General features: G+C 63.9%; 14 protein-coding genes. 9 read left to right on the top strand and 5 right to left on the bottom strand.

The annotated features are described in order from the left end of the window. Positions 1 to 54: 54 nt before the first annotated feature. Genes KHO49_RS24880 through KHO49_RS24890 form a run of 3 tightly spaced genes read left to right on the top strand, consistent with a single transcriptional unit; the run spans position 55 to position 1898 of the window. A complete protein-coding gene (locus KHO49_RS24880; RefSeq protein ID WP_123393937.1) occupies positions 55 to 771 on the top strand; it encodes a purine nucleoside phosphorylase YfiH/LACC1 family protein in 717 nt (238 codons plus the stop codon). Continuing rightward, positions 768 to 1256, top strand: a complete 489-nt coding sequence (locus tag KHO49_RS24885) for a GNAT family N-acetyltransferase (RefSeq protein ID WP_213665951.1) — start codon at positions 768 to 770, stop codon at positions 1254 to 1256. Before KHO49_RS24880 ends, KHO49_RS24885 begins: the two co-directional genes overlap by 4 nt. Positions 1257 to 1316: 60 nt before the next feature. Then, complete coding sequence (locus KHO49_RS24890; RefSeq protein WP_110652209.1) at positions 1317 to 1898, top strand: DUF4234 domain-containing protein; 582 nt, start codon at positions 1317 to 1319, stop codon at positions 1896 to 1898. Positions 1899 to 1906: 8 nt separating this feature from the next. Here KHO49_RS24890 and KHO49_RS24895 read toward each other — a convergent pair whose 3' ends face one another. Genes KHO49_RS24895 through KHO49_RS24905 form a run of 3 tightly spaced genes read right to left on the bottom strand, consistent with a single transcriptional unit; the run spans position 1907 to position 3911 of the window. Next, positions 1907 to 2260 (bottom strand): gamma-glutamylcyclotransferase family protein, encoded by a 354-nt coding sequence (locus KHO49_RS24895; protein ID WP_213665952.1) that lies wholly within the window; start codon positions 2258 to 2260, stop codon positions 1907 to 1909. Positions 2261 to 2291: 31 nt separating this feature from the next. Beyond that, a complete protein-coding gene (ddlA, locus tag KHO49_RS24900) occupies positions 2292 to 3386 on the bottom strand; it encodes a D-alanine--D-alanine ligase (RefSeq protein WP_213665953.1) in 1095 nt (364 codons plus the stop codon). A 45-nt stretch (positions 3387 to 3431) separates the two neighbouring features. Next, a complete protein-coding gene (locus KHO49_RS24905) occupies positions 3432 to 3911 on the bottom strand; it encodes a GNAT family N-acetyltransferase (protein ID WP_123393932.1) in 480 nt (159 codons plus the stop codon). A 196-nt stretch (positions 3912 to 4107) separates the two neighbouring features. On the opposite strand from KHO49_RS24905, the gene KHO49_RS24910 reads away from it, so the two are divergent. The 4 genes from KHO49_RS24910 to KHO49_RS24925 all read left to right on the top strand — a co-directional run bounded on the left by KHO49_RS24910 (position 4108) and on the right by KHO49_RS24925 (position 8493). Further along, on the top strand, positions 4108 to 4917 hold the full coding sequence (locus KHO49_RS24910) for an AraC family transcriptional regulator (RefSeq protein ID WP_213665954.1): 810 nt from the start codon (positions 4108 to 4110) through the stop codon (positions 4915 to 4917). Between the two features lie 80 nt (positions 4918 to 4997). Further along, the gene (locus tag KHO49_RS24915; RefSeq protein WP_102880955.1) at positions 4998 to 5384 is read left to right on the top strand and encodes a cupin domain-containing protein; all 387 of its coding nucleotides are present in this window, start codon (positions 4998 to 5000) and stop codon (positions 5382 to 5384) included. Positions 5385 to 5641: 257 nt separating this feature from the next. After that, positions 5642 to 6256: a biliverdin-producing heme oxygenase gene (locus tag KHO49_RS24920; RefSeq protein ID WP_213665955.1), complete on the top strand. Its 615-nt coding sequence runs from the start codon at positions 5642 to 5644 to the stop codon at positions 6254 to 6256. Next, entirely contained in the window at positions 6253 to 8493 is a 2241-nt protein-coding gene (locus tag KHO49_RS24925; RefSeq protein ID WP_213665956.1) for an ATP-binding protein, read from the top strand. The genes KHO49_RS24920 and KHO49_RS24925 overlap by 4 nt, the downstream gene beginning before the upstream one ends. 35 nt (positions 8494 to 8528) lie before the next feature. Here KHO49_RS24925 and KHO49_RS24930 read toward each other — a convergent pair whose 3' ends face one another. Beyond that, positions 8529 to 9428: a LysR substrate-binding domain-containing protein gene (locus tag KHO49_RS24930; protein WP_102880958.1), complete on the bottom strand. Its 900-nt coding sequence runs from the start codon at positions 9426 to 9428 to the stop codon at positions 8529 to 8531. Positions 9429 to 9530: 102 nt separating this feature from the next. Between KHO49_RS24930 and KHO49_RS24935 the strand changes: the two genes are divergently transcribed. Further along, positions 9531 to 10460 (top strand): DMT family transporter, encoded by a 930-nt coding sequence (locus KHO49_RS24935; RefSeq protein ID WP_213665957.1) that lies wholly within the window; start codon positions 9531 to 9533, stop codon positions 10458 to 10460. A 7-nt stretch (positions 10461 to 10467) separates the two neighbouring features. Here the strand turns inward: KHO49_RS24935 and KHO49_RS24940 are convergent, their stop codons facing one another. Continuing rightward, complete coding sequence (locus tag KHO49_RS24940) at positions 10468 to 11874, bottom strand: MFS transporter (RefSeq protein ID WP_102880959.1); 1407 nt, start codon at positions 11872 to 11874, stop codon at positions 10468 to 10470. Between the two features lie 96 nt (positions 11875 to 11970). Here KHO49_RS24940 and KHO49_RS24945 point away from each other — a divergent pair, with 96 nt between their 5' ends. Beyond that, the gene (locus tag KHO49_RS24945; RefSeq protein WP_102880960.1) at positions 11971 to 12855 is read left to right on the top strand and encodes a LysR family transcriptional regulator; all 885 of its coding nucleotides are present in this window, start codon (positions 11971 to 11973) and stop codon (positions 12853 to 12855) included. Positions 12856 to 12871: the final 16 nt, after the last annotated feature.

Here is a 12871-nt window from a genome sequence, read left to right on the forward strand (position 1 = left end):
CCGCGGATGCCGTTATGCTCTGCAACCATTCCCAGGTAACCGAGCGAAGGCCCGATGAGTTTCCAGGCAGGTGTGTTGCAGCAGATAACCGGCATCCGTCATGACTTTTCCAACGTGGGCGCTGCCCTGCCAGCCAATCTGTTCTTCTGCTCCCAGGTCCACAGCGGCGAAGTGGTGGAAGCCAGTACCACCCTGCCCAGCGGCATCATTCGTGGCGACGCGGTACTGACCCGCTCGGCCCGGCCGATTGCGGTGGTCACCGCCGATTGCCTGCCGATGTTGATCAGCAGCCACGACGGCGCCTGGGTAGCAGCGGTGCATGGCGGCTGGAAAGGCCTGCACGGCGGGATCATTGCCCATGTGCTGGAGCACTTCGCCGCCCGGGGCATCGGCGTACATCAGTTGCGCGTAGCCATTGGCCCGTCGATCAAGCCTTGCTGCTATGAAGTCAGTGCGGATTTCGTCAACCACCTGTCCGCCAGCCAAAGTCATCTGTGGCCAGCAGCGCAGGCCCCCTGGAGCCGTCAGCAACCGGCCCCCTTGCTGCCGCCCGAGATCACCCCGCCGCAACCGACCCAGGAAGGCTCGCTGTGGTTCGACCTGAGCCGCTATGCCCTGTACTTGCTGCGTGCGGCCGGGATGAATGATGAACAGGTCGAGTTCAGCCCACTGTGCACCTACTGCTCGACCCCGAAGCTGGCCAGCTACCGGCGCCGGGGCCATCGCGGTGACGAGAAGGCCTTTCAATACTCCTGGATAGCCCGCACATGAGCCCGGCGCTTGCATTGCAAGCCACCACCGCAAACGATCTGGAAACCCTAGTCAACATGCGTATAACGGCGATGCGCGACAGCCTGGAACGCATCGGACGCTTCGACCCGCAGCGCGCCCGAGAACGCTTTGTGGCAAGTTTTGCTTGCGAACGATGCCAATTCATCTGTCTCGACGGACAGCATGTAGGCTTCATTCAGAGCCAAGCCTATAGCGATCATTTGCTTTTGCAGCACCTGTACGTCATGCCTGATTTTCAGGGGCAGGGCATCGGCGAGAAGGCCTTGAAACCGCTGATTGATCGATCAACCCTGGAACAGTTGCCGATCCGCCTGGATGCCCTGCGTGGCAGTGACTCGAATCGTTTTTATCGACGCCTGGGTTTTGTTCAGGTCAGTGAAAGCGAATGGGATATTCATTACCTTCGCCCGGCAGATCCGCTGCGTCGTGAGTCATCCTGCGCAGACCTGCCTGAATGCCAGTAGGCGTCCCACCCCAAGCGGCGCTAACGTTGCCGCTTCTTCAGACCCAACCAAGGAGTGCCCGTGTCTGACAACCTCTATGCCCCGCCCAAGGCGGAACTGGTCGCGCCGTCCCCCCAAGCGCAGCTGCAACCGTTCTATGTGGTGTCCCGGGCCAAGTTCATCACCCTGTACATCGTCACTTTCGGCATCTACCAGCTGTATTGGGCCTACAAGCACTGGCATCAATTCAGGCATGCCAGCGGCCAGGAGCTGTGGCCCGTGGCCCGGGCGTTTTTTGCGATTTTCTTCACCCACGCGCTGTACCGCGAAGCCGATGCACAGCTCAAGCGCGACGGCCGCAGCCATGACTGGCGGCCCGGTGAACTGGCAACCCTGTTTGTGGTGGGGCTGATCGTCAACAACGTGGTGGATGCCCTGTCACGCAAGAACATCGGCTACCCGGTGACCGACATCGCCAGCCTGGCGCTGCTGCCAGTGCTGGCATGGGTCACCTGGCTGGGCCAGCGGGGTCTGAATGCTGCTGCGGGTGATCCCGAGGGTCGCAGCAACGCCCGCTTCACACCCATCAACTACGTGTTCATCGTGCTTGGGTCGCTGTTGCTGGCGCTGGCCTGCATCGGGCTGATGCTGCCGCCGGAATGAGCCCGGAATCAGGCGCTGACGTAGACCCAGGCTTGGATCCCGGAAGCCAGGGTCACGCTGACCCGCTTGTAGTCCGAGACTTCATAGCTGTCGGCCGCCGCCAGCTCCTTGGGCGTGATGCGAAACACCGTGCCGGGGATCGGCACGCTGTCTGCCGAACCCGGGCGCAGGATCGGGTGATGGGTCTTGCCGCTGGCGGCCAGGACTTCGGGGACGGTGATTTCCACCCAGCTCTGCTCGTAACCAAGCATCGCGTCCTTGCTGCCTTGTAGCTCACGGCCGAAGTTGGCCAGTTGAACCGCCTTGTCCTGCAAGGTGCCGTAGGAAAAAAGAAAAACCGATGCCTCTGTTACCACGTTCATCCGTTACTTCCCTAGTCAATGGAGACTCGCCTTAGCGGGTGATTTTCAAGGTTTGGCGCTCGCCGTGACGCTCCAGGGCCAGCTCGATCAGCCGGCTGACCAGCTCGCTGTAGCTCATGCCGGCGGCCTGCCATAGTTTGGGGTACATGCTGATACGCGTGAACCCTGGCAGGGAGTTGATTTCATTGATCAGCACTTCGCCACTGTCAGTGAGGAACACATCGACCCGGGCCAGCCCGGAGCAACCCAGTACCTGGAATGCCTCGATGGCCAGGGCCTGAATCCGCTCGCTATCAGCCGGACTGATCGCCGCCGGTACCACCACCTGAGCCGCCTGTTCGTCGATGTACTTGCTGTCGTAGGAATAGAAGCCCTGGCTGACCACGATCTCGCCACAGCCACTGGCAAGCGGCTGGTCATTGCCCAGCACCGCGCATTCGATTTCCCGCCCCCGCACTGCCGACTCCACCAGCACCTTGTGGCCAAAGCTCAGGGCCAGTTCCACGGCAGCCAGATAATCGGCTTCGCTTTCGACCTTGCTCACCCCCACCGACGAGCCCTGGTTCGCCGGTTTGACGAACAGCGGCAAGCCGAGTTTCTCCCGGGCCTGGGCAAAACCGTAGCGACCACGAGTGGCACGGGTCAGGGTGATAAACGGCGTCACCGCCAGCCCGGCATCGCGCAGCAAGCGCTTGCTGATGTCCTTGTCCATGCATACCGCCGAGCCCAGTACATCGGAGCCGACAAAGGGCAGGTCGGCCATGCGCAACAAGCCCTGCAGGCAGCCATCTTCCCCCAGGGTGCCGTGGACGATGGGGAAGATCACATCGACATGGCCCAGCAGTTCCTGGCTGGAGGTTTCCACCAGTTGCTGACTGGCCTTGCCCGGTACCACCGCCAGTTCGCGGTTGGACTGGTTGAGGGCAATCAGCGCAGGGTTTTCCTGGTTGATCAGAAAGTTCGAGGTGTCATTGAGGTGCCAGTGGCCCTGCTTGTCGATGCCGATCAGCACCGGCTCGAAGCGCGAGCGATCCAGGGCATCGACGATGTTGCGCGCCGACTGCAACGACACTTCGTGTTCGGCCGAACGGCCACCAAAAATAATTCCGACCCGCAACTTGCTCATGAATGATTTCCGTTAAAAAAATGATCGCTGACGCTTCTCTTGGTTTCAGCTGGGGCTGTAGCGCAAATGGATCAACGCCACCCGCTCCTGCTCCTTGTTCTTGCGCTCTTCGATGGCGAACGGCACGAAGCCCAGCTTCGGATAGAACAGCAACCCCGCCACATTGCTGTTGAAGCAGGACAGCGTCACCTCGCTGGCCTGGTGCTTACTGCGAGCGATATGGATCATCTGCCCGATCAGTTGTGCTCCCAGGCCCGCGCCGCGCACCTCTGGGTCGACGATGACATTGCCGATGGTGCAGGTGCCGCCACTGGCCCAGCGATAGAAGTTGGCAAAGCCCACTACCTGCCCATCCAACTCGATCACTGTCGAGTCGCTGCGCTGGGCGATGGAGTCGCGCAGCTGTTCGTGGGTCAGCGGCCAGGTGGCAGCGGGAAAAAAGAAATACAACTCTTGGGGACTGCCCACGAAACTGCAGATCCGCGCAATGTCGGCGTCCGCTACCGGGCGAAAAACAACAGCCATGTTCAGTCTCCTGATACGGGGACATAACGTCCGTGTTGAGGGGCAATCGTGCCTGCAGATTAGTCACCAGCCACCGGGGCAATAGCAAGAGGCAGTTGCAGCACAGAGGCATGCGTTATCGGCTCAGGCCTTGCAGACAAACTCCAAGCCCCTGAGTTAATGTGCGGCTCTTGTGATTGCTCACCAGGACCGTCCAATGGCCAAACCCACCGCTGTCACCGACTGGGTTCACCGCGCGCCGCCCGCCCGGGGCCTGGAGCGCATCGAGGCGTATTTCGCCGGCCATGGTTATGACATGCACCGCCACGACACCTACGCTATCGGCCGCACCCTGCGCGGGGTGCAGAGCTTCCAGTACCGCGGCGGCTGGCGCCATAGCCTGCCTGGGGCCACCATGGTCCTGCACCCCGACGAGCCCCACGACGGCGAGGCCGGCACCCACGACGGTTTTCACTACCGCATGCTGTATGTCGAGCCGGCGCTGATCCAGCAGATCCTCGGCGGCCAGCCACTGCCCTTCATTGCCGGCGGCCTGTCCAATGACCCGCGGCTGTTCGCCGCCACCGAGACCCTGCTGCGCAGCGTCGACGGCCCCCTCGATCCGCTGGAACAGGAAGACGCGCTGTTCGACCTGGCCCACGCCTTGAACAGCGTGTCCGGAGTCCCGCGGTCCCGCCAACGCTTCGACTACGTAGCGGCAGAACGCGCCCGCGAGTACATCCACAGCGCCCTGGACCGGACCCTCACCCTGGAGGAGTTGGCCGCTCATAGCGAACGCGACCGCTGGAGCCTGTCCCGGGACTTTCGCCTGCTGTTCGGCACCAGCCCCTATCGCTACCTGAGCATGCGCCGCCTGGACCTGGTCCGCGCCCTGCTGGTGCAGGGCCAGTCCCTGGCCAATGCGGCGCTGATGGCGGGTTTCTCCGACCAGAGCCACATGACCCGACAGTTTCGCCAGACCTACGGCCTGCCTCCCGCTCGCTGGCTGAAGATGCTCGACCGCTGAGCCACACACGATCGTTCAAGAAGCCCGCGCCCCTAGCTGTTTACCCTCAGTGCTCATTCATCACTGAGGTGGACCGCAACATGCAAAACCCTGCCCCGCAAGACGCCTACCAAAGCATCAACTTCGCCAACAAACTCGGCCTGTTCAGCGAACACTGGACCCCCAAGGTGATCGCCGAGATGAATGACTACCAGTTCAAGATCTCCAAGCTGCAAGGGGAATTCGTCTGGCACAGCCACGCCGACACCGACGAAACCTTCATCGTGCTCGACGGCCTGCTGCACATCGACTTCCGTGACGGCCAGGTGTCCATCGCCAGCGGCGAGATGTTCGTGGTGCCCAAGGGCGTCGAACACAAACCCTGGGCCGAGCAGGAGGTCAAACTGCTGTTGATCGAGCCCAAGGGCGTGCTCAACACCGGCGATCAAGGCGGCGAACGTACGGCACAGAACGACGTCTGGATCTGACCCCGGCCCGAATCTGCAAAGTGGAAAAGGGAATTTCCACCGCACCGGCGGGGTCAGACGCTTTGACACGCCACTCAATCAACGCTGCTGACCGACCGACGGTGTGACAAAACCCCTACGTCGAGGGAAAAAGCACGGGTAAAGTGACGCGCCGATTTTTTCTGTGCGATGGCTCTATCGCGGGGATGCCAGCCTGGTCCCGGCTTTTGATGACGCCCATGGCGCGTCCACTACCTGTTGCGACCCCTGATCCCTGCATGCCGACACCGCACCAAGCCAGCACCACGCCCACCCTGCTTCAAGACCTGCGCACCGGCACCGCGACCTTGCACGTTGCCCTGGAGAAACGCCTGCCGTTCTTCTGTGAGCGGCTTGATGCGCCCTGGTATCGACGCCTGATCCAGGCCTATTACGGCTTCTATCAGCCCCTGGAAGCGGCCCTGCAGAACAGCGGCCTGATCCCTGCGGGCTATGACCTGAGCCAACGCCTGAAGACCCCGACCCTGTTCGGGGATCTGCGTGCCCTGGGCTTGGATGTCGCCAGCATCGAGGCCCTGCCCCGCTGTGAGCAACTGCCGCCTCTGCACAGCGCCGGAGCCTGCCTGGGCACCCTCTACGTACTGGAAGGCGCGACCCTGGGCGGACAGATTCTGCGCCGGGAAATGGCCCGGCGCCTGGATCTCGATGCCGACAACGGCGGCGCCTTTCTCGACGTCTACGGCACTGCCACCGGGCGGCGCTGGAAGGACTTTCTCGACTACCTGGGGCGCATGCCCGAAGACGCGAGCACACGCCGACACCTGGTCAGCGCCGCGCAATCCACATTTGCCTGTTTCGAACGCTGGCTCGACCGCCGCGAGGTGCTGCTATGACCCCCCAAGATTCCCAAACCTTCGAACAGTTGCTGGCCAATTGCGCCAACGAACCCATCCACTCCCCGGGAGCGATCCAGCCCCACGGTGTGTTGCTGACCCTGTGCGAACCGCAACTGCGCATCCAGCAGATCAGTGCCAACGTCGAGACCCTACTGGGCCGGCCCGCCGATTCGCTGCTGGGGCACCCCCTGGAGCAGTTGCTGGGAGAAACAGACGCTCAACGCATCCGTGAAGTGCTGCAACAGGATCAGCTGTTCGATGCTCCGCCGCTGCACCTGTCACTCAACGGAACACCTTTCGAAGCCCTGCTGCATCGCCATCAAGGGGTGCTGATGCTGGAGCTGGAAATCCAGCCCGATCAGCCGCAGCACCAGCACCTCAAGCAGCAGACCGAGAATCTCGGGCGCCTGCTGCGACGCCTGCAAGCGGCCAGGACCCTGCACGAGCTGTACGCCATCAGCGTCAGCGAGATCCAGGCCATGACCGGCTACGACCGGGTGCTGATCTACCGCTTCGAGGAGGAAGGCCACGGCCAGGTGATCGCCGAAGCCACCCGCCCCGACATGGAGGAGTTCAACGGCCTGTTCTTCCCCGCCTCGGACATTCCCCAGCAGGCCCGCGAGCTGTATCGCAGCAACTGGCTGCGGATCATTCCCAACGCCGACTACCAACCGGTGCCGCTGCTGCCGACCCTGCGCCCGGACACCCAGCAGCCCCTGGACCTGAGTTTCGCCACCCTGCGCAGCGTGTCGCCGATTCACTGCCAGTACATGAAGAACATGGGCGTGCTGTCGTCCATGAGTATTTCCCTGCTCAAGGACGATCAGCTCTGGGGCCTGATCAGCTGCGGCAACCGCCAGCCGCTGCTGGTGCCCCACGAACTGCGCATTGCCTGCCAGACCATTGGCCAGGTGCTGTCGTTGCAGATCAGCGCCATGCAAGCCCTGGACCTGAGCCGCCAGCGGGAAGAGAAACTCACCGCCCTGGCAAGCCTCGACCAGGCCATGCGCGACGCCTGCGGCAGTGTTTTCGACGGCTTGACCCAGGCGCCGCAGGTGCTGCTGGACCTGACGCAAGCCGGCGGCGTGGCGATCATCGAGGACAAACAGTTGCACTGCTTCGGCCAGTGCCCGCCCCAGGACGAAATCCGCGCGCTGCATCGCTGGCTGCAAGGCACGGGGGAAGCGGTGTTTGCCAGTCATCACCTGGCCAGCGTGTACCCGCCGGCGGCGAGTTATCAACAGGTCGCCAGCGGCGTCCTGGCCATGAGCCTGCCCAAACCTGTGGATAACGGCGTGCTGTGGTTCCGCCCCGAAGTGAAGGAAAACATCCACTGGAGCGGCAACCCGCAAAAACCCCTGGACCTGGAAAACTCCGAAGCCGGCCTGCGCCTGCGACCGCGTACCTCGTTCGAGATCTGGAAGGTGGAAATGGCCGGGATCTCCAGCAAGTGGAGCCACGGCGACCGCTTCGCCGCCAACGACCTGCGGCGCTCGGCCCTGGAACACGACCTGGCGCGCCAGGTCCTGCGTGAACAACAGGCCGTGCGCGCCCGGGACGAGCTGGTGGCGGTGGTGTCCCACGACCTGCGCAACCCGATGACCGTGATTTCCATGCTCTGCGGCATGCTGCAAAAGGCCTTCAGCTCTGACGGCCCGCATACGTCACGACGCATTTCCTCGGCCATCGACACCATGCAACAGGCCGCCAGCCGCATGAACAACCTGCTGGAGGACTTGCTCGACACCTCGAAGATCGAAGCCGGGCGCTACAGCATCGCGCCACAGCCGCTGGAGGTGAGCCAGATCTTTGAAGAGGCCTATTCGCTGCTGGCCCCCTTGGCCCTGGACAAGGCCATCGACATCAGCTTCCACGCCGAGCCCGAGCTGACCATCAATGCCGATCCCGAGCGGTTGTTCCAGGTGTTGTCGAACCTGGTGGGCAACGCCATCAAGTTCACCCCCAAGCAAGGCAAGGTCGGGGTGGTGGCGATGTCCGACGGCGAGCAGATCGTCTTCAGCGTCCGCGACACCGGGGAAGGCATTCCCGCCGACCAGCTGCCGTTCATCTTCGATCGCTACTGGACCCTGAAGGAAGGCAACCCCAACGGCACCGGCCTGGGGTTGTACATCACCCAGGGCATCATCCAGGCCCACGGCGGCAAGATCGAGGCCCACAGCGAACCGGGCAAGGGCAGCGAGTTCCGCTTCAGCGTGCCCCGCGCCAGCCTCTGATCCAGGCAGCGGGGCTGGCACACCGCCCCGGGCGCTCATTCACTCGCCTGCGCCACCAGCCAGTCGCGAAACAACTGGCCGCTGGCAGACAGGCGCTTGTGCCGCACATGCACCAGAAAGTCTGCCTGCCCGGTGCGAAACGCCCACTGGCCGACGCGCTGCAACTCGCCCTGGGCCACCAACTCGCTGGCCATGAAATCCCAGCCCAGGCCCACCCCCATGCCCTGCTGCACGGCGCTGAACATCAGCGTCAATTGGTTGAAGCCCATGGCCCCTGGGGGCGCGCTGTAGTCCAGGCCGAAATGCCGGAACCAGTCGCGCCAGTCGATGCAGTTCCAGGCCGAGGCATCCAGCTGGATCAAGGGCAGCTCGGCCAGTTGCGCCAGCGCGTCAATGGCCGGCAACTCCAGGCGCCGGCTGGCGATGGGATAGACAATCTCGGCGAACAACGGCGTGGCGGTCAGGGACGACCAATGCCCGGCGCCGTAGAGAATGGCGAAGTCGTGCTCGGCCACGCTGGACTCGTCCATGTCGTTGTTGGCGTGGATGCTCACGGTGATGTCCGGGTGTTGTTTGTTGAACGCCAGCAAGCGCGGAAACAGCCAGAACTGCGCCACCGCATGGGTGCATTGCACGGTAACGGTGTTGGCATCGCGCCCGGCCCGCAGGCGACTGACGCTGCGCAGTAACGCCTCCAACTGAGTGCTGACCTCGGCGAACAGCGAGGCACCGCTGGCGGTGAGTTTCACCCCCCGGGCCTGGCGCTCGAACAGTTCGGTCTTGAGCGACAGCTCCAGGGCACGGATCTGCTTGCTCACTGCGCTCTGAGTCAGGCACAGCTCGGTGGCGGCGCGGGTGAAGCTGGCGTTGCGCCCCACCGCCTCGAAGGTCACCAGGGTTTCCAATGGTGGCAAATGACGGGCAAAGCGGCTCATGAGGCATTCCCCAGAAGAATAGGTAGGTGCCTATATATCCTTTGTCCACTCGGTCAGCAATGACTAGGCTGCGCGCTTTGATGAATCGCTGCGAGTGTGTGCATGAAACGCGGAGTTGCTTACGCCGCCCTGGCCGGTGCGGTCTGGGGCCTGGCCATTGTGGTGCCCAGCCTGTTGCCGGAGTTCAGTCCGCTGATGCTCAGCTGTGCCCGCTTCACCCTGTACGGTGCATTCTCCCTGCTCCTGGCTTCGCCCCAGGCCCGGGAGCTCTTGCAACGCCTGACCTGGAGCGATGCCGGGTTGCTGGTGAAGCTGGCGCTGACCGGCAACCTGATCTATTTCATGCTCCTGGCCAGCGCCATCCAGTGGGCCGGGGTGGCCAGCACCGCGCTGATCGTCGGCCTGTTGCCGCTGACCATTACCCTGGCCGGACGCGGCGACGCCGACGCCGTGCCCTTGCGCCGCCTGCGCTGGCCGCTGCTGCTGGTGTTCGCCGGCATCTGCTGCATCAACCTCGACACCCTGCTGACCGCGCCTGGCGATTCACCCGAGCTGGGCCAGCGCGCCCTGGGCCTGCTCTGCGCCTTTGGCGCCCTGCTGTGCTGGACCTGGTTCGCCACCGACAACGCCCGCTACCTCAAGGGCAGCCGTTTCAACAGCAGCCAGTGGTCGACGTTGTGGGGCATCACCACCGGCCTGATGAGCGCCCTGATCTGGCTGCTGGCGGAGGCTTTCTCCCTGCCGGGCACCCAGGTCGAGGCCAGCGAGCAACGCTGGATGCTGTTCTGGGGCCTGAGCCTGTCCAGTGCAGTGCTGGGTTCCTGGTTCGGCAATCGCATGTGGAACGCCTCGACCCGGCGCTTGCCCCTGACCCTCAGCGGCCAACTGATCGTGTTCGAGACCCTGTTTGCCCTGCTGTACGGTTTTATCTGCCTGCAACACCTGCCGAGCCTGCTGCAAAGCTCGGCGGCCCTGCTGTTGCTGGCCGGGGTGCTGTGGGCCGTGCGCCGCCACTTGCCCCAGCCCCACTGAACGCGCCTCAGCCCTGGGCCACGGAACAGGCCGGCAAGGCTGGTGACGCCCGAGGCAAACGCAGCGCCAGGAGAGCCCCGAGCAAGGCCAGCAGGGCGCTGGCCGCAGTGGCCATTTCAATGCCATGAGCCTGATTGCCCTCAGGGCTCAAGGTATTGGCCAGGGACACCAGCAGCGCCAGCCCCAGGGCCCCGCCGATTTGCTGACTGGTAGAGGCCACCCCCGCTGCCACCCCTTGCTCGGACGCTGCGATACCCTGCCCGGCCGAGACCCACATCGAAGTCCAGGTCATGCCCTGGCCGATGCTCATCACCACAATCCCTGGTAACAGGCCGACAAAACCCAGGCTACCGGGCAAGGCCAGGTACATCATGCCGATGCCCAGCGCCCCAAGCAGCAAGCCGCTGACCAGGGTCGCCCGCAAGCCGATACGCAGCAGCGCCCGTTCCGCCACCCAGATTCCGGCCGTGCACAGCAGGGTCGAAGGCAGGAACGCCAAGCCGCTCTGCAACACGCTGAACTGGTAGACCTGTTGGAAATACAGGCTGAGAAAGTAGTACTGCACGCCGAAGCTGCTCATGAACAATGCAGTAATCACCATGGCCATGCGCAGTTGTGGATAACCCAGCAAACGCAGCGGCATCAGCGGGTCCGGGCTGCGCTGCTCCAGTCGGACAAACAGCCAGAGCAACGCCAGGGACAGCATCAGGCAAGCCAGGGTCGCCGGCGCGGTCCAGCCCCACTCCGGCCCCTGAACAATGGAAAACACCAGCAAGGTGCCCCCCAGGGTCACGGTCAGGGCACCGCGCAGATCGAACTGACGGCCACGCTGGCGCGCCGGGTCGGCGGGAATCCAGCGCCGGGCCATCAGTGCGCAGGCACCGGCCAGGGGCACGTTGACCAGGAACACCGCTTCCCAGCCCCAGTACTGGGTCAACACCCCGCCCAGCAAGGCCCCCAGGGCCAGCCCCGCCGCCGAGGCCGCGCTCCACACCGCAAAGGCGCGGTTACGTGCCGGGCCTTCGGCGTACCAGGTGTTGATCAGGGCCAGGGTGGCCGGGAACAGCATCGCCCCGCCCACGCCCTGCACGGCCCGGGCCAGCACCAGCAACAGGGCGCTGCCGCCCAGGCCGCCGGCCAGGGACGCCAGGGCGTACAGGGACTGGCCAATGATGTAGAAACGCCGCTTGCCCAACAGGTCCGCCGCACGCCCGCCCAGTAGCAGGAAGCCGCCAAAGGCCACACTGTAGGCGCTGACCACCCACTGCAATTGCTGGGCGGAGAACCCCAGACGCTGGCCAATGTCCGGCAGGGCAACAAAGACGATGGTGGCGTCCAGGGCGATGATCAACTGCGCGGTGGCCAGCAGTAACAGCATCCAGCCCGACGGCTTGGCTAACGGGGTCGCGGACATCGCGAAAATCCTTGTCTGAAATAAGCGGCGCCCAGTGTCATCGATGCCGTTTAAATGATAAATACGCCACTTCCTCTTTCAGTAATGACTTTAATCATGGATCTGAACGCCCTTCGCCTGCTGGTCCGGGTGGCCGAGACCCGCAGTTTCACCCGGGCCGCCGGCGACCTGGGGCTGACCCAATCCGGCCTGTCCCGGGCCATTTCCCGCCTGGAACAGCAACTGGGCGTGCGCCTGCTGCAACGCAATACCCGCAGTGTCAGCCTGACCCCGGACGGCCAGGTTCTGGTGGACCGGGCCGGACCGCTGCTGGCAGAACTGGCCCATACCGAGCACTTGCTGCTGGACCGCCGGGACTCTCCCACCGGAGCGCTGAAGATCAGCACCCCTTCACTGTTCGGGCGCAAGGTGGTGATGCCGGTCATTGGCGAGCTGACCACCCGCTATCGCGAGTTGAGCATCGAGGCGGTGATGACCGATCGGGTGGTGGACATCATCGACGAAGGCTTCGACGCGGTGCTGCGTACCGGGGTGATCAACGACCAGCGCCTGATCGCCCGCCCCCTGGCGCCCCTGCGCTGGGTAACGGTGGCGGCGCCGGCTTATCTGCAGCGCCATGGCACGCCCCGGCAATTGGCGGACTTGCAGCAGCACAACTGCCTCACCGTGCGCAACCTGCGCAGCGGCCGCCTGGTGGACTGGCAGTTCATGGACCAGGGCAAGCCTCTGGACCTGGCGGTGCAGGGGCGGCTGATCTTCGACATCGGCGATGCCCTGGTGGATGCGGTGCTGGGCGGCTTCGGCATCGCCCAGTTGATGGAGTTCGCCGTGCGCGATGCCCTCGACGCAGGCCATCTGGTGCCGATTCTCCAGGCCCATGACGGGCGCTGCCGGGAACTGTCCCTGGTCTACCCGCCCTCACGCCAATGCTCGCCGAAACTCAACGCCTTCGCCGACGCCCTGGGCCAGGTGAGCTGGTAGCCAAGACCCAGTCGGC

This window comes from Pseudomonas sp. RC4D1 (genome assembly GCF_018390395.1).
Lineage (GTDB): Bacteria > Pseudomonadota > Gammaproteobacteria > Pseudomonadales > Pseudomonadaceae > Aquipseudomonas > Aquipseudomonas danubii.